Origin of the sequence: Herbaspirillum sp. GCM10030257 (assembly GCF_042666555.1) — a bacterium.
GTDB lineage: Bacteria > Pseudomonadota > Gammaproteobacteria > Burkholderiales > Burkholderiaceae_D > Noviherbaspirillum.
On sequence record NZ_JBHTDH010000001.1, the window covers coordinates 517,679 to 537,456 of the forward strand.

Here is a 19,778-nt window from a genome sequence, read left to right on the forward strand (position 1 = left end):
TTAATGATCAAAGGCAGTCAATCGAGCGAGCAGGCCGGCAATCTCCTTCTTGCATGTCGGCGATGCCTGCAACATGGGCGCACGCACTTCGTCGCTGGATAGTCCGAGCAGCGCAAGCGCGGCTTTCAGCGGTCCCGGATTGGGCTCCGCAAACAAGGTATCGATCAATGGCAGCAGCGCAAAATGCAGGCGGCGTGCTTCATCCAGCCTGGATGCGGCAACGGCATTTGCCATACGCACGAACAAGTCGGTGCGGATATGCGCGACGGCAGTGATGGCACCGGCGCCTCCCAGGCATAGCGTACCGAAAATCTGGCTGTCTTCTCCTGCCAATACGGCAAGGCGCCGATCGGCGATCAGCTGCATGGTCAGCGCAGAGTCGCCGCCGCAATCCTTGATGGCGGCGACTCGTGGGTGTTCTGCGATACTGCGTATGGTGGCAAGCTCCATGGCGACGCCGGTACGATAGGGTATGTTGTAGAGGATGACAGGGACTGTCGACGCATCGGCAATCGCGTTGAAATAGCTAACGATGCCGTGCTGGGAAGGCCGGACGTAATACGGCGCCGGGATCAGTACGCCGGCAAGCGGACGCTGCTGTATCTCGCGCAGTCGGTCGATGACCGCCCGCTGGCTACTGCCGCCGAGCCCCATGATCACCGGACACCCGGGCACGGCGTCGATCACCTTGTCCAGCACGGCGAGCTGCTCGTGATCGCTCAGTGCGGAAGCTTCGCCCGTAGAGCCACAGACGACGAGCCCTGTTGCCCCTTCGCCGTACAGCTTGCGCGCCAGCAGCGCAAGCGCAGCATAGTCGATTTCTCCATCGCGGAAAGGCGTTGCCAGCGCAATCCAGATACCTGTAAATCCATTCATGATGACTCCTGTGAGCAATGACCGTCCGGTCACTGTCAGGAGCTGCTGGCTGGCATATGCAAGTAAAGGAGGGTGAACGCATGTGCTGTCCTGTCAGCTCACCTGACAGGACAGTGCGCCCCGGTCAGGTGAGCGACTGTTTCTTCGATTTGCCATTGCCGGTTACCCATGCGGCGGCCTCGGACATGGAGCCCTGTGCGTTTGCGTAGTAAAAGGAAATGGCAACCATATTAAGCACGTTAATGCCTGAGAATGCAGAGTACGAAATACGAATGCTTCGATTATCTGAATTCCTTGGAGCCCGGTCAAGGCCGGATTGCACATTGGCTTAGACAGGTAGAGCCCAACACCGCAGCGGATCAAACGTCAACGGCCGGCGTTAATTCACGTCCGCTGGTATATTCGAGCGTGGCATCGGCAGCCATCGCTTGACCGTGTAACCCTGACTTATCCACCGTTGCCGGCGCCGCTTATAATCATCAGTAATTCAAGGATTTCCATGCAGATTTTTAATGCCACCGATACTGCCAATGCGCTGCCTTACACGGAACTGGTTCCCGCCATTGCTTTGGCGGCCCGGGAACGCGCGGAGGGACGCTTGCATGCACCCGAGCGTCAGGTCGTTCCTGTCGAAGGCGGCGTATTGCTCTGCATGCCCGCTGTAGCCAACGATATCGGCGTAACCAAGCTGATTACCGTGCATAAAGGCAATGCATCGCACGGCTTGCCAGCCATCCAGGGTGAAGTCATCGTATTCGATACGGCAACTGGTCGCCGGATCGCTTTGCTCGACGGTCCGACGGTGACTGCGCGCAGGACCGCGGCCGTCACGCTGCTTGGCATCCAGACGCTTCTCCCAAAGCGACCGACGTCGGCACTCCTGATCGGAACCGGTGTGCAGTCTTCTGCGCATGCCGAAGCCCTGCATCAGTACTTCGGCCTTACCTCACTGCATGTCGCAGCTCGCTCCATCGAAAGCACTGAAAAGTTTTGTGCCGGACTGAATCAGTGTCACGGCATGGAAACGCACGCCGTGACACTGGCACAACTGACGCCAGAGCAGCTTGGCAAGTTTGACGTGGTGATCGCGCTGACGACGTCGATGGTGCCGGTCATTCCTGCCAATATCGCGCCGCATACCCTCGCCGTCGGCGTGGGCGCCTTCAAACCCGACATGGCGGAGTTTCCTCCGGAGCTGGTGCATGCCCGTACGGTTGTCGTCGATGATCTGGAAGGGGCAAAGCATGAAGCCGGCGACCTTTTGCAGGCCGGTGTTGACTGGAGCGGTGTACGCAGTCTTGCGGATGCGCTTCAGGGTAGCAACGTAAGCACTGCGGCGCTGCCTATTTTCAAGACTGTCGGTCAAGCCGCCTGGGACCTTGCCGCGGCACGCGTTGCGACCGCGCGCATGAGGCGTTGATGACCTCTTGACGATGCGTGATGCACACGCCGGATGTGTGCTGAAAGTCTTTAATCCCGATCACTTTGTCATTTCGGAGAAATCATGATTCATGAACTGAGGATCTACCATTGCGCACCAGGCCGTCTGCCCGCGCTGAATAATCGCTTCGAAACGATTACCTTAGGCTTCTGGAAGAAATACGGGATTCGTCCGGTAGGGTTTTGGACGACGTTGATCGGTGACAGTAACCAGACGCTGACTTACATGCTGGAATGGGAAAGTCTGGCGGAGCGGGAGACTAAGTGGAACGCCTTTGCAAGTGATCCGGAGTGGTTGGCAAAACGTGCGGAGACGGAGGCGGAGCGGATTATTGTTGAACGTATCGAGAATTGCATATTGACACCCACTGCGTATTCGCCGATGCGTTGAGGCCGTATACGGCTTTCAGGCCACATTGGTGTCGCGAGGCAAACCTGAATACTGCTTAGTCTGAAATACGGTACTAGCGCGATAGCGTTCGAGGGCTCTGCCGGCCAGTATTCGCACTGTCCGGCAGAGAAGGCGTTTCCTGCTGCTTACTTGCTGGAGCCGCTGGAGCCGCCCGAGCTGCCAGAGCCAGACGAGCCCGTGCTGGATGAACCACCGCTCATGCCGGAGGAACCGGAAGTACCGGAAGTGCCTGAACCACCCGAAGAGCCGGAACCACCGGAAGAAGCGGAGCCGGATGAACCGCCGCTCAAGCCAGAGGATCCCGAAGAACCCGAGCTGTCTGAAGAGCCGGATTTACCCGATGATCCGCCGCTACTCATGCCGGAAGAACCGGATGATCCTGAGGAGCCCGATCCGCTTGTTCCTGAAGTATCGGAGGATCCCGAAGAACCTGAGCCACTCGAGCCCGATGAACCAGAGCCGCTGGAACTAGGGCTGCTGCTACTGCTGCCGCTCGATTCCGACGACTTCTTCTTGGTCGAACTCTTGCCGGAAGAACTGGAACCCGATGTGCCCGAAGCGTCCGACGCACCAGTTGCGCTGGACCCGGATGAGCCGGAGCTGCCGCTCGATTCCGACGACTTCTTCTTGGTGGAACTCTTGCCGGAAGAACTGGAACCTGATGTGCCCGAAGCGTCCGACGCACCAGTTGCACTGGACCCGGATGAGCCGGGGCTGCCCGATGAGCCGGTGCTGCCGCCGGTCGAAGAAGTTTGTGCAACAGCGACACCGGTACCGAGTGCCGAGACCAGAATCGCGATCAAAAGCTTGTTCATACACTGCCTCCATCCTTGGAAGAAATTGAGAATCAGCCATGGAGGATTAGGGGATCACTCGCATGACTTACCAAGCACTTGCTGGATGAAGTTAGAAGCATCCGTTATCGGAAGTTCATGATCAATTTTGTATCAAAACGTGACGGTTCTCAGGAGCTAGTTCTTTTGCGTTTTACCGGCGTCATAGCGCGTTGTGTCGCGTTGTGTCGTTTCTATGCACGCAAAATCTTCGGCAAAAAATGCCGAGGATTTTGCGTTCAAATGGAAGAGTCCGGCTAATCGCATAAGAACGCGCCAGCTATTCCGCGTAAGGCATAGTTGCAGCACGAGTATCCTGCAAGTCATGCACCCGTGCACAAGATCTGGAAATAACTATCAGTTATCAGTGATCAGCTATCGCGATTCGGCCACAGTCGGGTCACTCTGGTTCGACAAGCCTTTTTCCAGTTCGGCGATCCCGGCTGGAAGGTCAAGCGATGCGCCTGCAAATTGCAGGCTTGATCCGAAGGCATGCAGCGTCCTGAACAGATTGTGCGCGCGGCTCTGTTCGCCCATCTGACCGATGCGAACGATGTTAGGCCCAAAGGACCCTGAAATCTCGACGCGATGCACGCGCGACATATGCGTACGCACGGCATCGCCGGAAATGCCTTCCGGGACCGTAATGCCGACCACGGAGTTAAGCCTGACATCTTCAGACACCAGCAGACGCAGTCCCATTGCTTCTATCCCCCGCTGCAAGGCCCTGGAGCACAAAGCGTGACGCGCAAACCGGCGCGGCAGTGTTTCCTCGCAAACCAACCGCAAGGCTTCATGCAAGGCAAGAATCCCGGACACTGGCGCAGTGTAATGATACGACTTCTGGTTCCAGAACTTATCGGCCAACAGTGCATCGAGACACCAATGTGCGATGGTGTGGCTGCGTGCTTCGATGCGCTTCCACGCATGTTCGGAAAACGCCAGTAGCGACACGCCCGGAATGGATGCCAGTCCCTTCTGACCACCCGTGATGACGGCGTCGACTTTCCAGCGATCCATCTCAAGTGGCATGGTGCTCAGCGTGCACACCGCATCGACGATCACCATGCAGCCATAGGAATGCGCAAGTCGCGCAATCGCTTCGAGATGGCGGTTGAAAACCGTATTGGAAGTTTCACCCTGAACGATCGTCAGCGTCTGGAAATTACCTTCCTTCAGCAACTGCTCGACTTGCGCAGGCTCGGCTGCGAGATTGTCGGCGATATCCAGAACGGTCACCTTGCCACCGACACGCGTGGCCATTTCTGCCATGCGCCGGCTGAAATAACCGTTGCAGATCGACAGTACCCGACTGTCCGGCGCGACCAGATTGCAGATCGCCATTTCCATTGCCGCCGAGCCGGGGCCGGCAACACCAAGCACATGTTTCGAGGATGTCTGGAACACATAGGCGCCCATTTCCTTGACCTGCTCGATCACCTTGTTCATGGTTTCGCCGAGGTGATTGATCACAATCGAATTGGCGTAGGCCACTTTGTGGGGAATCGGAACCGGGCCGGCGCCCATCATTAACAACGGCTCCTGCGGCAGGATATGGTCGAGGGAGACGACGGACGGCGGCTGAAACATTTCCATGAAAGGACTCGCAACGGTAAAGGGTAGATCGGCATGACAAGACACCTGCAGTGCATGGTTTTTTCTGCCTGCGATGTTTCCATGAGCCTATATGGGCAATTCTGCCCTAGTCCCTGTACAGTTGCAAAATAAGTTAACGCGCCGGCACGGCGAATCCGCCATGACAGTTCTTTGGAAATGCGCGACGAAATCCATTAAACGGCTTGATGCAGCCTTCAAACCGTCAGTCCATGCAGTGCCTGCCTCAGTTCCAGTGCTATCTCCCGCCGCTTCGACTCTGTGACGTAGCGGCCAATCTCGATCCTGACGCCACGCGCTTCGAGGTTGATCGGGGTGCGTCTTAATATCCATTCATGTTCGTATACGCTTTTCGTCCCGCTGGATCGGAAAGAATGACGAAGTGCGACCTGACGATATATGACTACATTTTCTCCGCAGAGTGAGATGGGGAGGATATCTGTTTGACGACCATCAAAAATTTCCTCGGCGCGTACGAGTGCGCATCAGATAGCGATGGCAAGGCGCACCGGTGCAGACAGTACAGACTACGGAAAGGAGGCCGCGCGCTCAAGGCATCGCAGCAAGCTGCAACCTGATAAGTACTCTGAACCGACAACTGCGTAAACATGCCTGTCAGCCCAAGCTCGTTACGCCCTTTCGCCATCACTGGCCGTGAAATATCCTGGCGACCCGCGCCGGCGGTGTACGACTTGTTTCTGCGTTGCCCTCGCTATTGATGACTGCCAGGATCGCGCGTGCGATTTTCGCCGCGCCGGTACCGGAGGGCTCGATGGCATTTGCATAGTCTTCCGCCTTCGAGCACACCATCCTTAACTCGATCACATTGAGGTGATATTCCGTTGCGGTACGGATGATGGCGTCGTTAAACAGTGCCAGCGCAACTTGCACTATCCGCTGATATTGCTTGTCGTCGAAATTGCCGTTGTAGATGGTACAGACGTTCAGCGGCAGGCCGCGCGCAACGCAGGCGTCAATGACCTTGCGGTAGGCTGTCTCGAAGTGACGGACCGCATTGCCAAGCACGGTCAATGCTTCTGCGGTAGAGGACACCGACGATCGCAGCAGGTGCTGTTGCATGAGGGCGTCGTTGCCGCCGACGCTAAGCACGAGATGCGTAGCACCCGGCGGGACGCGTGCAAGCTGTGCCGCGATCCCTTCTGTCGTCGCGCCGTCACGCGCAAGCAAGTCCGCCTTCCAGCCCCGTGGAATAACATTGCGCAATTGCGTAATAACGTCCGGCTTGCCGCCGGTATAGGCGCCGTTATCAAAAATTGAATCGCCTAGAAGGACCAGATGCATGTTTCTGGATGCGACAGTTCCGGTCGACGCTACCGCGGCTGCTGAATACTGCAGGAATGTCCTGCGTGACTGTTCCATTCATGTTTTCCCGCTGGGGCCAGGAGGGCTTGGCTGCATAGGGATTTCGTAGCCGCACCTGACTCGTACGAATGCCTTACTTATAATGCGAGTGGACCAGGGATAGCAAGGGTGTGGCCCTGGATTCGACGAGTGTACCTTCCATGAAGTCTACCGCCGCTTCACCCATCGCCGCAGACAGGATACCGTACATTACTTCGCGGTTTACCTGCATTTCATACGAACTGCAATGGCGTGGAAATAGACCAGCCTCTGTGGCTTTGCGAAGTGCAGCATCCAGCATGGCTTCCGTGACCTTCATCCCGCACTCCTCGTGCTGATCAGTGTACAGTTCAGGCGTGCCTTTGCCCGTCGGTCACCGAGAATGTGGCGAAGTTCGTGAATGCTGTCGCCGGTACACTCCGATATCCATAAGAGCATGGAAGCGCCAATCGGCAGGCGGCCTGAGCGGATGCGTGCAATGACTTGCAGTGTGACATGGAGCTTGCGTGACAACTCTCTGTCACTGTTCAGGCCAAGCCGGTTCATGACACTGTCCAGCAAACGATTCGGATCGTAGCTGGTTCTAATTAAATGTTGCTTCATAGTCCTGATTCATCTGACTAAGGCCGTGCAATCCGGCTAACCCTAGTACTGAATAAAAAACCTGCCGACCCACCATCGGCAGGAAACCACGATAAATGGGATAGGAGTACCCGGAATGAAATCGTGGCGTGGAAAGATTTTTTCACTGTGCCGTTCAAATGCAAGTCCATTATTTAATTTGATGAGCTTATTGAAGCTTTACTCCGTAACGAATGTTGACCCAATCAATTTGCTCACCTGTTTCGAGGGTAACTGTTCCGAATGGAACAGCCTGCAGATGACGTGCACGCACTTGGTCCAGCACCTTCTTCGCAAGATCAGGATTTTGGGTATATACCGCAAAGTTTCCTACTATCTGCGGATGCGATGTACGTTCAAGCATAGTGTCCATGGCATGGTCATCAAAGGTGTGAAAGTGATTTGATTTTGCGCCGTTGCTGCTGACCCTTCCGTACGATGCGTGACATAAAACTAATTAAATTTCCGATTACAGTTAAATCGCGACGTGTATCTGACATTGGAGGAAACTAAGTTTCATATTTGCATTTTTCTAAGGAAATTTTGTCATGTGTGTCTTACTTTTTCGTCCGTGAAAAATGAATCGCAAATAGGCGTTGCTAGTAAAATCAATTCTGATTGGTCAATCAGAATGCCATTGAGCACTTTCGTAGGAGCCAGAATTTTGCACGTGAATTGCACGAGCTCGCCGCTACTTTGGCCCGCAATTCATATCACGTTCCACTTTCCACTTTCGACCCAAGACTATTAATGGCTCCATCTCCCGACCAACAGCCAGACACTGGCCGGCGCGCGGAATGCTCGCATTGCCTGCGTGCGCAATCGGCATGCATTTGCCACTGGATCGTGCCGGTTCGGTCTCAGACAGAGGTGCTGATCCTCCAGCATCCGATGGAGACGCGTCATGCAAAAGGTAGCGCGCGTCTGTTGCACTTGAGCCTCACGGGAAGTCAGCTTGCGGTGGGTGAAAGTTTTTCAGAGGAGCAACTGCATGCGCTGCTCCATGATCCGTTCCCTAATGCGGAGCCGGATGTGGCGTCCAGCCATCCATGCCGCAGGCACACCCTGTTGCTCTACCCTGACACGGCGGGCCAGGCATCCGGCAGTTCACATCGGACAGAAGTTGTGTCTGATAACGCCGTAGGGCTGCGGCTCGTCGTGCTGGACGGTACCTGGCGTAAAAGCCGCAAAATGCTGTATCTGAATCCCATGCTACAGGCGTTGCCGCGGCTTGCATTAAAAGCGGCGGCGCCTTCGCAATATCGGATACGCAAGGCGCACCTACCCAACCAGCTGTCGACGCTGGAGGCGACCTGTCATGCGCTTGCCGAGCTGGAGCAAAACAGCACACGTTACGCTCCGCTACTGCAGGCCTTCGATGGCTTTGTCGCGGAGCAGCTGCTCTACAGGGAGTAATCGACGTTTACAGCGGAAGGCCTATTTTTTCCGTTTCTTCACTTGCTCGAAAACGCGTCCCCACAAGGGATGACCTTTTTCACCCGGCTCGAGATCGAAGCCGGGATCGAGTTTCAACGCCTTTTCAAACTGCTGTCGGCAAAGAGTCCTTTTGCCGCTGACGCAATAACTGAATGCAGCATATTTGTAGGCTTGGATCTGGATTGGTTTGTCGGCGTCGCTGATGGAGGTCAGCCGTCGTATCGCGGCGGCGAAGTTGCCGTCGTTGTACAGTGCGATGCCTTCTTTTAATGTCACTTCAGAGAGTGGTAGGGGCTTTTCCACTGGGGCGCGTTTCTCTGTTACTGCAGGTTTTTCCGCAACCGGTTTGGCCGCAGTAGTGACTGCCGGGTTGCCTGCGGCATCCGGCATCTGGGTGGCACAACTGCATAACAGAGCGATGCAGACTGCAGACGGCAGTTGCTTTAACGAAAACGGAAACACATTCATGGTTTAGGCGCTGAAAAACTATGCTCGATACTTATCTGTTTCTTGCCGACGACTTGAATGTCAACGGTACGGGAAGGAAAGGCGGGGTTCTCGATCACGACCTGATGCTTGCCTTCAGGAAGTGAAAGGCGTTTGAGTGGCGGACTGGGTCCCTTGGCGACGCCATCGACAGAAATATTGCCCCAAGGCTTGATCATCAGTTTGACGGTGCCAAGGGTTGGATTCGCGGGGCTAGCCACCGCTTCTTTCGTGGAGTCCGTTTCCGAAGCGGCCGGAGTAGTCATCGCCTCGGAAAGAGCGGACTGGTCCTGGAGAGTTTCGAGCCTGAACCTGGCGGGTGCCGTGTACTTCCCATCTGGATATTTACTTAAAAAGACGACAAGATCCTCACGCGTCGACTTTGCATTGCCATCAATCCTGGACCATGCGGTGGTCTCTTCATCCGCAATGGATGCTGGCGACAATGACGTCGGTATAGATGTTTCTACTGCGGATGTCTCGGCCTGCGGGCCATCCTTCATCGCAACAACTGCGATGGCGATCGTTGCTAGCAGTATTGCGCCTGCGGCGCCGAACCATTTGGAGCGTACGGCCGATTTCTCCGGCTTCGGTGCGGCATGCGGCATGTGTTCCGAAAGTGCATCCGATACCTGTGTCGGTTCTGGCATTGTCGATACACGGATCGGTGGTGCAATCCCTGCTGTGGCGGATTGCGTCGCGATGCCGGACCCCAGGCCCAGCAGTGTCCTGAACGCTTCAACCGATTGCGGACGGTCTTCCGGTCGAATTGCCAGCCCCTTGTCGATCGCGGCGAGAAACGGCTTGTCAAACCCTGGACGTTCGCTGTTTCCCAGGATTTCGATGGGATCCTTGATCATCCGGCCAACTGATGCGGGCGGCGGTTTCCTGGTGATCAGCAGATAGAGCACCGCCGACAGCGAGTAAATGTCGGTCCAGGGGCCTTGCACCATCATGTCGTCATCCGCGTATTGCTCGACCGGCGCATAACCGGGCTTCAGGATCACGGTCAGCGACTGCGTGATGTCGCTGATGATCTGTCGCGCCGCCCCGAAATCGAGCAACACCGCCTGGCCATCGGGCTGGATCATGATGTTGTCCGGTGATATATCACGATGCAGTACCTTGGCCCGGTACAGCGTTTCCAGCGCTTCAAGAAGCGGGGCGAGCATAGACTTCAGCCAGGCTTCGGTGACCAGTTCCGGGTTGTCGCTGACGATGGCCTTCAGCGTACGCCCTTCGTAATAGCGCATGACCATGTAGGCGGTATTGTTCTGTTCCCAGAAGCGATATACCTTGATCAGGGCAGGGTGGTCAAACTGAGCCAGCAGCCTTGCTTCGTTGATGAAGCTTCGCAGGCCTTTTTCAAAGGTTCCCTGGTTCTGCCTTGAACGGACCGCCACGCTCGTGTCCGCTCCGCGACCGGCAAGTACAGCCGGCATGTATTCCTTGATCGCCACGGTGCGCTGCAGCGAATGGTCGAATGCCAGATAGACGATACCAAAGCCGCCTTCGCCAACCACGCCTTGAATTTCAAATTCGGCAAGCCGCGTACCTGTCGCCAGGCAGTTTTCCGATGCCGGGGCGGAGTCACGAAGCGCAGGGTAAGAGGGATGGGCGATTGTCTGGCTCACACTATGCCTGCTGAAGAAGCGGCTCCTGGTCTGCGACCCGGATGGCGATGGCGGTGTAGTTATCGCGAGGATGGCGCGACGACGACGAATTGTGCTGTGCGATGTGATCCATTGCGCCCAGCCAGTTCGTTACCGAACTGGCTTCCCGCAGGGTGGTTTCCATCTCCGATTCGGTTATCCATTCCCAAAACCCGTCAGTGCAAAGCAGCAGGGCATCGCCATTTTCAAGGTGGTCGCTGCTGTACGCAACATCGCATGCGATATCGGCGTCCTCCTCGTCGGTGATGCCGATTGCTCCCAACAGACTGCTGCGCAAAGGATGGGAGCGAATTCTTTCGGGGGCACAAAGACCGGCGTCGACCAGTTGCTGGACCGCGCTGTGGTCCTTCGTCATCCGATGGACACGCCCATCGCGGAAATGATAGATACGGGTGTCGCCGAGATGCCCCCAATGGATCCGCGCATGAACGGAGTCGACCAGCGCAACGGCAATGGTAGCGCTCATGTTCTTGAGGATGGGATCTGTCGATTGCTGGTGGGCGACTTCCTTTTTTGTGGAATCCAGGTATCGAGCCAGCGCATGTTCGCTGACAGCCGGGCCCGCATCAAATTCGGCAAGAATGGTTTCCACTACCGTACGTGCGGCAAGTTCGCCGCCCACTTCACCACCGACGCCATCGGATACGGCAAAACAGGCCAGCGGCCCCTGTGCGGAAAATTTGCAGGCGTCTTCGTTGACCTGGCGTCCACCCGGATCGCTAATCGAGGCGACCTGCAGGGTCATGGTCACGACGGCGGAAAGCAAGTCATTCATTGCTGGCGACGCCCCTGACCCGCTCCGTTTCACGCTCATAGGCGTCTACAAAAACCTGGCCGAACAGTTCATGGAAGTCTGCGTTCGGATTGCGGCTGATGGCACGGTAGCGCTCATGGAATTTATCCCACATGGCTGCTTTTCGGATGGAGGGAAACAAGGCATCCGCAATCGGACGGGCAGGGATATCTGCCTCCACGGCGTTCGGATCGAGCTGCACGATCAGGTGACGCATTTGTTCCCGTACGCCGGCGACGATGCCAAGCTGGTGAGCTTTCAGGTCGTCATAGGCATCCGTCATCGCTTCGACTGGGCCCATGAAGCCTGGCATCTTTTTACGCAGCATTTGGGTCAGCACCGTTTCGCTATCGGAGAAAAACTTCAAGGCATTATTGTTACGCACCACCACCATGGTCACGTCGGCCTTCACTTCCCGCTTTACCGTTGCGCGCAATTTGTTCAGCTCAAGCGTGCCGGTAATCGAAGTGGCAAGCAGCTTGCCTAGGGTTTCCATCAACTCTGGCGTCAAACCGGCGCTTAGTGCGGTGGGTGGCAAGCCTGCGCCTCTGAGGAAAGCTTCGGTGAGGGCGGACACCTCTGCCGCTACGTTTTGCGTATTGGCTTGCGGTTCGCCTGCCGAAAGTTTCTCTGCTTCTGGTTTTTCGCTAATAGGCAAGGCATCCATCCATCATGCTCCGTTATCGGCAGTGGTTTAACAGAAAAACGCGTCCTCGAGATGCTTGGGACATGTTGACTTGATGGCAATCCGGATCAGTCATCAAGCAGGGCGAATTTATTGCCTGTCGGCATTTCATATCAAAGCGTTATCGTAGCGTAATTATTCGCTCACAGGAATCAATGCGAACGCAGCAAGCTTGCCTGACATCAATTAACCACGTTTTAAGCAACGGCAATGCATTATTTCTGTAATAAATCAAACCAGTCTGAACGCCGCCGACGACGGCAAGCATATGTCCGCCTCGATGTGCAGGTTCATTGACAGGCATTTGTCGGCACGCCTTTCGCTTGAGATCCAGGTCGGCGAAACCGAATGAGAGGAAAGGCGATGAGCAGAATCAAGGCAGAAATCGATGATGGCGACGAAGCGAGTTCGGTCGAATTCTCTATCGATGAGGTCATTGCGCACCACAGGGGAGCGGCCTGGGGCGAGCTTGATGAAGAGGGTCGCATGGCCGCAATTCGCGATTACGCGGAGTTTCTTTACGCCCGCCAGAACGGCGGAGGCGGGCAGGTGCAGGTCAGGGTCAATCCGGCGACCCTGCCGCGCTGAGCGCAAACCTGTATTTTTTACCGGAATCGCGTAATTGCGCTTTTTTCATGGAGGATGATGCATGACGCCTGAGAACCTCGTTGTTGGCAAGACCTATTCCGGTTCGTTGCCTGACAGTGATATCGCCGTCTTTGAATTTTCGAAATCCGGTCCGGAATTGCGCCTGTGCTTTTCATCGATTCCCGACGAAATTGTTCGCGCGGTGGAAGAAAGTGACTGTTATATCGGCGCCATGCAGGTTCGGGATCTGGGTGTGGTGCTCTGGAAGATAGGCGATGCGATGGCAGGCGATGCGCAGTTTCATGTCTTCCTTTACCCGCCCGAGACGCGTCCAACGCCCGAGGTGTTGAACAAGGATATACGGTACACCGTATGGCTCACGCTCATCGACAGGCAATCGCGCGTTGTGCGTGCGGTACGCAGGCTGAGACTTTCCCACAAGCTGAGCGCGATGCTCAATGAAATCGTCGCTTATCAGCATGGCAACCATATTGGCCGTGAAGAATACGATGCGCAGGTCAGCGAATACCAGACTCGCTATCCCGACGTGGCTGCGCTGATACAGTCGACGGAGACCTTGGAAAAGGTGGAGCCGTATAGAGAGTCAGATTAAGGGATTGCGCGTTCGGTACCTCGAATGCGCGTTATGCGTTATGGATTGTCGGCTGCAGGTTACCGTCAGCTGGACAGGCGTCCCTGTCCAAGCACGCGCATCAATGCGTCTTTGCCATGCAGCCGCAATTGCCGTTCCAGCTGTTCACGGGCAAGATGTTCTGTTCCCTGCGGGCCGCTGGTGATACGTTTGCCCGACGAGCGCTCGGTGACGGCCCAGCCTCCGCGATTGTCGTAGAGCCACGTATGCAGGATGAACTGCAGTTCTTCAAAATCGGGGACGACGATTTCTTCGCCCAGTAATTCCTGGGCTTGGCCAAATTCATTCTGTATCAGGAATTTTTGCATTCGGGTTCGCGATGGGCTGACATATGACGCTGTCTTTGGGATAGGTAGAACACATGAAGCATTACGAGTCATGCATCTTTCTTTTCAGAGACCCATTATAGGGCGATACAAAGTCAGACCGCTCACTATGCGTCGAGTACACAAACACCGGTATGGTTCCTTGGCGCCACGCTTACTATCAAGCAAGAGAAATCCATCATGACGGAGTCAATTTCATTTGAAATGCGTATCACGCGTTTCGGCTAATGGACTCCGCTCACGGTTACGCTTCGACCACTTGTTCTGGATGCGCGGCGGTTTGCACGATCAGGAACATCCGTGTTGCTGCTACAAGGCAGGCTTGCTCCATGGCTCTGCCTTTTCCTGCTCTCTCCATTCATTGAAAGTTGCACTACGCTCTATCGTTTAGATTCTTCCGTTAGGGAAATCAACCCTTGGTTTGCGTTATCTCGAATACTGTTCGCGAAGTTGTCATTGGGCGAAACGAGAGGCGCTTGCCGTGCGTCTGGTCAAGAACAAAATGGCAATAAACATAGTCATACCTAGACGGACACTGGCGCGCATTAGCAAGCCGCGGCGCGTGTCCGTGATCGCCGAAAACCATATTCAAGGAGGAGCCGAGATGGATTTGTACACGAGGGTGCCGACAACAGGACGCACATCCCGCCTGTTGGCAAACAAGGGACTGCTGGTTGGTATTGCCGGCGGCATTGCTGCCATTGCGTGGCTGACATTGGGACGTAGCCAGCAGCAAAACCGTCGGTATGCGGACCGTGGAGCGGACCGGCGTAATCCTATGCATTTCTTCCTTGCAGGTACTTATCCGCGCCGCCGTGGAATCGATCGTTCGCGCAACCGCCCGCTGTTTGAACGCCGCCAGTCGGTCTACGATTCGTACTGATGATGCGTACGCCGGAGCAGCTGTTTCCGGCGCTTTTCTGTCTCGCCAAGCGAGGACGTGATACCTTTGGCAAGCGACATCAAGGCCCTGAGAGCTGCCGTTAAGGCCGCGCTTTCAAAGAAGCCCTAAAGCGTTCTTTGCATCTGCCATTGCGCATCGCGTTCTGCCACCAGGCCATCGGCTTCCAGTTTTTGTAAATGGGCCAGCAAGGACCTTTCGGCCATTGCATGGCGCTGCGGGGGCACGTCGTCATACGCAAGGTGCACCAGCGCTTCCGGCGTCGCCTTGCCCAGCCTCTGCAGAGCCGCAATTACCTTGCGTTCACGCGCGAGCCGATGAGCAACAATGCGGTCGATGACAGCATGCGGCTTCTCCATCAAAAACCCATGTCCCGGTGCGAAATAACTGATGTCGAAATCCTTCAGTCGCTCTAGCGACGCAAGGTAGGCGCGCATATCACCGTCAGGAGGATTAATGACAACGGTCGATCCCTGCATGATGTGATCGCCGGTCAGCAGGATGCTGTCTTCCTCCAGCAGATAACATAGATGATTTGATGCATGCCCCGGGGTATGGATGACTTGCAGTGTGCAGCCACCAACTTCGATGCGTTGCCCATCGTGCAGTGTGTCATCCGGGCTGAACCCGCGGTCCTGATTGCCGGCATCCGGTGCGGGTAGACCCAGCACCTGCGCGCCGGTCTTTTGCTTGAGCAGCGCCGCGCCTGGCGAATGATCGATATGCGTATGGGTAGTCAGGATCCAGCGTATGCGCCCGTTTGCATGTGCAAGCAGTTGATCGATATGCGCCGGGTCGGCAGGTCCGGGGTCAATGACGGCAATGTCTTCGCCGGCACCGATCAGGTAACTGTTGGTGCCGGGTCCGGTCATGAAGTGCGGGTTGGGAGCGGTAACCCGCCGCAGGCGCGGCGACAGCTCGGTCAGTGTGCCGGGCACGATGTGACTTAGTACATGGCCTCGGCCATTCGGGTCGAGTTTGCCGACTTCGGCATAGGCATGGTCGCCCTGTATCAGCACGCGACGTCCCTTTGGTCCGGTCGATACGCGTGGCAGGTAAGTCGGAATCGCGCGCTCGGTAGCTGCGTATGCCATTAGCGCTTCAGTGTTATCGAAGCGTGCCAATTCTTCCAGAGTCCGGATGGTCGCAAACATCATGTCAAGTTCGCCGGCACGCTGGCGGACAAGCGCGTCCGACGGCCGCATCCATGCGTGACCGATCGTTTCAGCGTTGTCGTGGGAACCTGTCTGGCTTGCCGGTGCGATGGCGACAAAGAATCGTGTATCGAAGCGGCGTGGTGCGCCGACCGGAGTAATCCAGTGCGCAAAATAATTGAGTCGGTCAAAGGCAGGGCGTATGCCGAATCGGTCGCACATTTCGGCAAAACTCAATTCACCCGATGCCACCAAGGGGCGCATCGCGGCGAAGTCGGAAGCGATGTCCGGGTCATTCAGCTCAACCAGTTTTCCAGCCTTGTCATAGGCAAGCAGCAGTCCGGCCTCTTCAAAACATTCGCGGATTGCGGCAACCCAATAAGCAAGGCCACCTTGCGCAATACCTAAGCGCCGGCTCGCTTCCGCATCGCTCAGGCAGGATTTTGACAGGTCGGCAAACGCATCGGCGTCGGCGGTATCGACCGCGCCGCCGGGAAACACATAGCCGCCCGGAACGAAGGCGGCCTGGTGAGTGCGCTGCATCATGAAAACTTCAAGACCGCCCGACGTATCGCGCGCAAGTACCAATGTTGCGGCGGGACGGGGGGTAAGCGGCAGTTCTGCCATCTGAGCGCCTCTGCAATGTAGTGTCAACACCGAAGATTGTAGAGGAAGTCGGAGACCTTGCCTTGATGCACTCGCGGCATCCGCCTGCATGTCCTCAATCTGCGGGACGTTTGACGAGTTCGTGGCCGCAGCGTGCGATGAACGATTTTGGCGTACCTGCCTCAAAAAGGAAATTGCTTAATTGATACGAAAGGACGCACTGTGAAAATACCGGTAATCGTGATGCTGTTGATTGTCGCCATGCTGGCAGGACTTGGCTTGATCTTTTTTGTCATGTAGCAGCAAGCGGGCCTGCCACATGACTTGGTCGTGACAACTTATTTCGAATGCGGGGGACGGCGGTTGGTCTGGTCTAACCCCTTGCTGGATTCGTTCAGCGTATGACTCGACGATGGAATATTGTTGCCGGGATCGGCAAGCTCGTCGTCGGTAATTTCGCGGCTCGGCGGATTGATAAACTGCGCCATCTTTTCCAGCGCGCCATCATCCTTGCCTTGTCCTGTTTTATGGCTGTCGTCAGGTTTGCGATTCATGATTGCCTCCAAAATATCTGCGACACGTCAATATGGACAATGTTCCGATTAACTGCCGTGGAGAGACATACGCCAATCAACAGACCGATAGACCAATAGACAGCATTAATAAATTGCAGTTATGTAAGAGCAATATCGCTGACGTCAAGTGATATGGCACAACGTCGCCATGAAGATGGCTAGGGCCGACTCTTATCGTGCACTGCCATGCACCTGCTGCCCGTATTATTTGGTTCCGAAAAGACGGTCTCCGGCATCGCCGAGTCCGGGCACGATATAGGCATGATCATTGAGATGCGAATCGAGCGAGGCAACATAGACTTTCACATCCGGATGGGCTCTCTGGAACACTTCAACCCCTTCCGGCGCGGCGACCAGTGCCACGAAAATGATCTGCTCGCCGGTGACGTTTCTATTCTTCAGCACGTCCACCGCATGGACCGCCGAGTTGCCGGTGGCAAGCATGGGGTCGCACAGGATGAAGGTTCGTTCCGCCAGATCGGGCAAACGGACCAGGTACTCGACCGGTCGGTGCGTGTCGGGATCACGGTAGACGCCGATGTGTCCGACGCGTGCCGACGGAATCAACTCCAGCAAGCCATCGCTCATGCCGATACCGGCACGCAGCACGGGCACCACGACCAGCTTCTTGCCGGCGATGATAGGTGCATCAATCGTCTGCAGTGGCGTCTCGACGCGGACCGTCGTGAGCGGCAGGTTGCGGGTAATTTCATAGCCCATCAACAGTGTTATTTCACGCAGCAATTCACGGAAAGTACGCGTCGAGGTCTCGCGGTCGCGCATATGCGTGAGCTTATGCTGGATCAGCGGATGACTCAGGATGTGCAGGTTGGGAAAGCGCGGATCTTGTTTCATGTCGTTTCCAGGTAGATGCTAGATGCGGTCGTTATGCTTATTATGGTTCAGGTGGTTTTACGTGGCATCAGCAACGCATAGATCACCGCTGAAATCGCGAGCCCGACGAACCATGCATAGGTATAAAGCGTTTCGAATACCGGCAGGGTAGATGAAATGAAGCCGGCAGCCTTCAGGAATCCGGGCAGATTCGGCAATACACCAAGTACGAGTGCAATCACGGCGCGCAGGTTCCAGCCGTTGTTATAGCCATACTCGCCGTGCTCCGTGAACAGGTCGGCATGATTGAGGCGGGTGCGGCGGATCAGGAAATAATCGACCAGCATGATTCCTGCAATCGGGCCGAGCAAAGCGCCATAGCCGATCAGCCAGGTAAAAATGTAACCCTGCGTGGTTTCAAGAATCTTCCATGGAAACATCGCCAGGCCAAGACCCGCCGTGATGTAGCCGCCCGTCTTGAATGAAATATGGCGCGGCGCCACGTTTGAGAAATCGTATGCCGGCGACACGACGTTGGCGGCGAGGTTGGTCGTGATAGTGGCGATGATCAATGCGATCAGTGCAATCACGACGGAGATGCCGCCCATCTTGCCGGTCAGCGCCACCGGATCCCAGATCGCTTCGCCATAAATCGCCACGGTGGCCGACGTTACCAGCACAGCCACCAGCGCAAGCAGGCCCATCGGGATTGGTAGGCCGATCGCCTGTCCGACGATCTGGTCACGCTGGCTGCGTGCGAAGCGTGTGAAGTCAGGGATATTCAACGCAAGCGTTGCCCAGTAGCCCACCATGGCGGTCAGTGATGGCCAGAACACAGTCCAGAATTGCCCAGCCTTCTTGCCGCCCTCGACGAACTGCGACGGCGTCGACACCATCGGCCCGAAGCCGCCGGCCTTGCTATAGGCCCACCAGACCAGACCAAGGGCCGATAGCAACAGCAGCGGCGCAGCGGCGGTTTCCATCCAGCGGATCGAGTCGGTACCTTTGGCGATGAAGTAGATATGCAAGGCCCAGAACAACAGGAAGCACCCGAGCTGCCCTGCATTGATGCCTAGTCCCGGCAGCACGCTTCCCTGCAGCGCATTGTTCATGATCAGATTCAGGATGGTGTAAATCGCCTGACCGCCAAGCCAGGTCTGGATGCCGAACCAGCCACAGGCGACGATGGCGCGCAGGATCGCCGGCAATTGCGCGCCACGTACCCCAAATGAAGTTCTTGCCAGTACCGGATACGGAATCCCATGCTTTGCGCCGGCATGGCCAACCAACACCATGGGGATCAACACGATGACGTTACCGAGAAAAACGGTCAGGACTGCCTGCCACCAGTTCATACCCTCGCTCATCAGTCCCGATGCCAGCATGTAGGCGGGAACGGAAACCGCCATCGATACCCATAGGGCGGCGTAATGGGTCGCGGTCCAGGTACGTTGCGCATCGGTAGTTGGCGCCAGATCTTCGTTCCATAGCGGATTATCGTTGTTATTTTGTGTCATTCATGTTCTCGGCAAATTGACAATGGCGACATATTAATGGTTTTCGGGCAACGCCGGACGTGCCGCGGCTTGATTGCGGGCGATTCGCATCCTGTTTTGGACGTTGGTAAGAGCCACGGCCTAGCCTGGCCATGATGCACCTGTTTGATCCTGGCCATGCTCCCCATGCCGAATTCTGCGGTGATGTCCAATAGCCATTTTTAATTTCCCATAGGAAAGCTAAGCCGCTATGCTGGCTCGGCAGTTTCATTTTTTGTCATCCAGTTTTATCCGATATCGGCAAACCCGTTGAAAGACGGGGACGCAAAGCTTCTGGTCTAACGGCGCAACGCCCATGACAGCAGGGCTGCATGCCTTGAACGGCAGGGAATGGCGGTTCGTCACGAACTGTGA

Annotated in this window: 22 protein-coding genes and 1 riboswitch; of the genes, 7 read left to right on the plus strand and 15 right to left on the minus strand. The window is 56.0% G+C overall.

The window, feature by feature from the left end:
- Positions 1 to 876 (minus strand): 4-hydroxy-tetrahydrodipicolinate synthase, encoded by an 876-nt coding sequence (dapA, locus tag ACFQUU_RS02295; protein ID WP_382242012.1) that lies wholly within the window; start codon positions 874 to 876, stop codon positions 1 to 3.
- A 499-nt stretch (positions 877 to 1,375) separates the two neighbouring features.
- Between dapA and ACFQUU_RS02300 the strand changes: the two genes are divergently transcribed.
- The 3 genes from ACFQUU_RS02300 to ACFQUU_RS02310 all read left to right on the plus strand — a co-directional run bounded on the left by ACFQUU_RS02300 (position 1,376) and on the right by ACFQUU_RS02310 (position 3,664).
- Positions 1,376 to 2,296 (plus strand): delta(1)-pyrroline-2-carboxylate reductase family protein, encoded by a 921-nt coding sequence (locus ACFQUU_RS02300; protein WP_382242015.1) that lies wholly within the window; start codon positions 1,376 to 1,378, stop codon positions 2,294 to 2,296.
- Positions 2,297 to 2,380: 84 nt separating this feature from the next.
- Positions 2,381 to 2,707: an NIPSNAP family protein gene (locus ACFQUU_RS02305; protein ID WP_382242018.1), complete on the plus strand. Its 327-nt coding sequence runs from the start codon at positions 2,381 to 2,383 to the stop codon at positions 2,705 to 2,707.
- 150 nt (positions 2,708 to 2,857) lie between these two features.
- Positions 2,858 to 3,664, plus strand: coding sequence for a hypothetical protein (locus ACFQUU_RS02310; RefSeq protein ID WP_382242021.1), 807 nt, complete (start codon positions 2,858 to 2,860; stop codon positions 3,662 to 3,664).
- A gap of 272 nt (positions 3,665 to 3,936) precedes the next feature.
- Here the strand turns inward: ACFQUU_RS02310 and ACFQUU_RS02315 are convergent, their stop codons facing one another.
- The 5 genes from ACFQUU_RS02315 to ACFQUU_RS02335 form a co-directional block, all read right to left on the minus strand.
- Complete coding sequence (locus tag ACFQUU_RS02315; RefSeq protein ID WP_382242024.1) at positions 3,937 to 5,157, minus strand: pyridoxal-phosphate-dependent aminotransferase family protein; 1,221 nt, start codon at positions 5,155 to 5,157, stop codon at positions 3,937 to 3,939.
- A gap of 663 nt (positions 5,158 to 5,820) precedes the next feature.
- Complete coding sequence (locus ACFQUU_RS02320; protein WP_382242027.1) at positions 5,821 to 6,555, minus strand: SGNH/GDSL hydrolase family protein; 735 nt, start codon at positions 6,553 to 6,555, stop codon at positions 5,821 to 5,823.
- Positions 6,556 to 6,631: 76 nt separating this feature from the next.
- A complete protein-coding gene (locus ACFQUU_RS02325) occupies positions 6,632 to 6,856 on the minus strand; it encodes a hypothetical protein (RefSeq protein WP_382242030.1) in 225 nt (74 codons plus the stop codon).
- Positions 6,853 to 7,140, minus strand: a complete 288-nt coding sequence (locus ACFQUU_RS02330) for a hypothetical protein (protein ID WP_382242032.1) — start codon at positions 7,138 to 7,140, stop codon at positions 6,853 to 6,855. Before ACFQUU_RS02330 ends, ACFQUU_RS02325 begins: the two co-directional genes overlap by 4 nt.
- Before the next feature lie 187 nt (positions 7,141 to 7,327).
- Complete coding sequence (locus tag ACFQUU_RS02335) at positions 7,328 to 7,531, minus strand: hypothetical protein (protein ID WP_382242035.1); 204 nt, start codon at positions 7,529 to 7,531, stop codon at positions 7,328 to 7,330.
- 377 nt (positions 7,532 to 7,908) lie between these two features.
- On the opposite strand from ACFQUU_RS02335, the gene ACFQUU_RS02340 reads away from it, so the two are divergent.
- A complete protein-coding gene (locus ACFQUU_RS02340; RefSeq protein WP_382242037.1) occupies positions 7,909 to 8,574 on the plus strand; it encodes a tRNA-uridine aminocarboxypropyltransferase in 666 nt (221 codons plus the stop codon).
- A gap of 21 nt (positions 8,575 to 8,595) precedes the next feature.
- On the opposite strand, the gene ACFQUU_RS02345 is transcribed toward ACFQUU_RS02340, so the two are convergent.
- The 4 genes from ACFQUU_RS02345 to tagH all read right to left on the minus strand — a co-directional run bounded on the left by ACFQUU_RS02345 (position 8,596) and on the right by tagH (position 12,214).
- On the minus strand, positions 8,596 to 8,985 hold the full coding sequence (locus ACFQUU_RS02345) for a TssQ family T6SS-associated lipoprotein (protein ID WP_382242039.1): 390 nt from the start codon (positions 8,983 to 8,985) through the stop codon (positions 8,596 to 8,598).
- Between the two features lie 74 nt (positions 8,986 to 9,059).
- Positions 9,060 to 10,715 carry a serine/threonine protein kinase gene (locus ACFQUU_RS02350; RefSeq protein ID WP_382242042.1) on the minus strand — a complete coding sequence of 552 codons (1,656 nt, stop codon included), beginning with the start codon at positions 10,713 to 10,715 and terminating at the stop codon, positions 9,060 to 9,062.
- 1 nt (position 10,716) lies between these two features.
- Entirely contained in the window at positions 10,717 to 11,529 is an 813-nt protein-coding gene (locus ACFQUU_RS02355; RefSeq protein WP_382242044.1) for a PP2C family protein-serine/threonine phosphatase, read from the minus strand.
- The gene (gene tagH, locus ACFQUU_RS02360) at positions 11,522 to 12,214 is read right to left on the minus strand and encodes a type VI secretion system-associated FHA domain protein TagH (RefSeq protein WP_382242047.1); all 693 of its coding nucleotides are present in this window, start codon (positions 12,212 to 12,214) and stop codon (positions 11,522 to 11,524) included. Before tagH ends, ACFQUU_RS02355 begins: the two co-directional genes overlap by 8 nt.
- Positions 12,215 to 12,595: 381 nt before the next feature.
- On the opposite strand from tagH, the gene ACFQUU_RS02365 reads away from it, so the two are divergent.
- Together ACFQUU_RS02365 and ACFQUU_RS02370 are read left to right on the plus strand one after the other, a co-directional pair.
- Entirely contained in the window at positions 12,596 to 12,820 is a 225-nt protein-coding gene (locus ACFQUU_RS02365) for a hypothetical protein (protein WP_382242049.1), read from the plus strand.
- A gap of 61 nt (positions 12,821 to 12,881) precedes the next feature.
- A complete protein-coding gene (locus ACFQUU_RS02370; protein ID WP_382242052.1) occupies positions 12,882 to 13,433 on the plus strand; it encodes a hypothetical protein in 552 nt (183 codons plus the stop codon).
- Between the two features lie 65 nt (positions 13,434 to 13,498).
- Here the strand turns inward: ACFQUU_RS02370 and ACFQUU_RS02375 are convergent, their stop codons facing one another.
- Complete coding sequence (locus ACFQUU_RS02375; protein ID WP_382242055.1) at positions 13,499 to 13,780, minus strand: hypothetical protein; 282 nt, start codon at positions 13,778 to 13,780, stop codon at positions 13,499 to 13,501.
- Between the two features lie 622 nt (positions 13,781 to 14,402).
- On the opposite strand from ACFQUU_RS02375, the gene ACFQUU_RS02380 reads away from it, so the two are divergent.
- On the plus strand, positions 14,403 to 14,681 hold the full coding sequence (locus ACFQUU_RS02380; protein WP_382242057.1) for a hypothetical protein: 279 nt from the start codon (positions 14,403 to 14,405) through the stop codon (positions 14,679 to 14,681).
- 125 nt (positions 14,682 to 14,806) lie between these two features.
- On the opposite strand, the gene ACFQUU_RS02385 is transcribed toward ACFQUU_RS02380, so the two are convergent.
- The 4 genes from ACFQUU_RS02385 to ACFQUU_RS02400 form a co-directional block, all read right to left on the minus strand.
- Positions 14,807 to 16,480: an MBL fold metallo-hydrolase gene (locus ACFQUU_RS02385; RefSeq protein ID WP_382242060.1), complete on the minus strand. Its 1,674-nt coding sequence runs from the start codon at positions 16,478 to 16,480 to the stop codon at positions 14,807 to 14,809.
- A gap of 317 nt (positions 16,481 to 16,797) precedes the next feature.
- On the minus strand, positions 16,798 to 17,013 hold the full coding sequence (locus ACFQUU_RS02390) for a hypothetical protein (protein WP_382242062.1): 216 nt from the start codon (positions 17,011 to 17,013) through the stop codon (positions 16,798 to 16,800).
- Positions 17,014 to 17,238: 225 nt separating this feature from the next.
- Positions 17,239 to 17,889 (minus strand): uracil phosphoribosyltransferase, encoded by a 651-nt coding sequence (gene upp, locus ACFQUU_RS02395; protein ID WP_382242065.1) that lies wholly within the window; start codon positions 17,887 to 17,889, stop codon positions 17,239 to 17,241.
- 47 nt (positions 17,890 to 17,936) lie between these two features.
- Positions 17,937 to 19,385, minus strand: coding sequence for an NCS1 family nucleobase:cation symporter-1 (locus tag ACFQUU_RS02400; protein WP_382242068.1), 1,449 nt, complete (start codon positions 19,383 to 19,385; stop codon positions 17,937 to 17,939).
- A gap of 268 nt (positions 19,386 to 19,653) precedes the next feature.
- Positions 19,654 to 19,739: riboswitch (cyclic di-GMP riboswitch) on the plus strand.
- Positions 19,740 to 19,778 lie beyond the last annotated feature (39 nt).

Bases quoted from the DNA above. Each gene is read 5' to 3' on its own strand.
- dapA (WP_382242012.1), bottom strand. From the start codon at position 876: ATGAATGGATTTACAGGTATCTGGATTGCGCTGGCAACGCCTTTCCGC.
- ACFQUU_RS02300 (WP_382242015.1), top strand. From the start codon at position 1,376: ATGCAGATTTTTAATGCCACCGATACTGCCAATGCGCTGCCTTACACG.
- ACFQUU_RS02305 (WP_382242018.1), top strand. From the start codon at position 2,381: ATGATTCATGAACTGAGGATCTACCATTGCGCACCAGGCCGTCTGCCC.
- ACFQUU_RS02315 (WP_382242024.1), bottom strand. From the start codon at position 5,157: ATGGAAATGTTTCAGCCGCCGTCCGTCGTCTCCCTCGACCATATCCTG.
- ACFQUU_RS02320 (WP_382242027.1), bottom strand. From the start codon at position 6,555: ATGGAACAGTCACGCAGGACATTCCTGCAGTATTCAGCAGCCGCGGTA.
- ACFQUU_RS02325 (WP_382242030.1), bottom strand. From the start codon at position 6,856: ATGAAGGTCACGGAAGCCATGCTGGATGCTGCACTTCGCAAAGCCACA.
- ACFQUU_RS02330 (WP_382242032.1), bottom strand. From the start codon at position 7,140: ATGAAGCAACATTTAATTAGAACCAGCTACGATCCGAATCGTTTGCTG.
- ACFQUU_RS02335 (WP_382242035.1), bottom strand. From the start codon at position 7,531: ATGGACACTATGCTTGAACGTACATCGCATCCGCAGATAGTAGGAAAC.
- ACFQUU_RS02340 (WP_382242037.1), top strand. From the start codon at position 7,909: ATGGCTCCATCTCCCGACCAACAGCCAGACACTGGCCGGCGCGCGGAA.
- ACFQUU_RS02345 (WP_382242039.1), bottom strand. From the start codon at position 8,985: ATGCCGGATGCCGCAGGCAACCCGGCAGTCACTACTGCGGCCAAACCG.
- ACFQUU_RS02355 (WP_382242044.1), bottom strand. From the start codon at position 11,529: ATGAATGACTTGCTTTCCGCCGTCGTGACCATGACCCTGCAGGTCGCC.
- tagH (WP_382242047.1), bottom strand. From the start codon at position 12,214: ATGGATGCCTTGCCTATTAGCGAAAAACCAGAAGCAGAGAAACTTTCG.
- ACFQUU_RS02365 (WP_382242049.1), top strand. From the start codon at position 12,596: ATGAGCAGAATCAAGGCAGAAATCGATGATGGCGACGAAGCGAGTTCG.
- ACFQUU_RS02370 (WP_382242052.1), top strand. From the start codon at position 12,882: ATGACGCCTGAGAACCTCGTTGTTGGCAAGACCTATTCCGGTTCGTTG.
- ACFQUU_RS02375 (WP_382242055.1), bottom strand. From the start codon at position 13,780: ATGCAAAAATTCCTGATACAGAATGAATTTGGCCAAGCCCAGGAATTA.
- ACFQUU_RS02380 (WP_382242057.1), top strand. From the start codon at position 14,403: ATGGATTTGTACACGAGGGTGCCGACAACAGGACGCACATCCCGCCTG.
- ACFQUU_RS02385 (WP_382242060.1), bottom strand. From the start codon at position 16,480: ATGGCAGAACTGCCGCTTACCCCCCGTCCCGCCGCAACATTGGTACTT.
- ACFQUU_RS02390 (WP_382242062.1), bottom strand. From the start codon at position 17,013: ATGAATCGCAAACCTGACGACAGCCATAAAACAGGACAAGGCAAGGAT.
- upp (WP_382242065.1), bottom strand. From the start codon at position 17,889: ATGAAACAAGATCCGCGCTTTCCCAACCTGCACATCCTGAGTCATCCG.
- ACFQUU_RS02400 (WP_382242068.1), bottom strand. From the start codon at position 19,385: ATGACACAAAATAACAACGATAATCCGCTATGGAACGAAGATCTGGCG.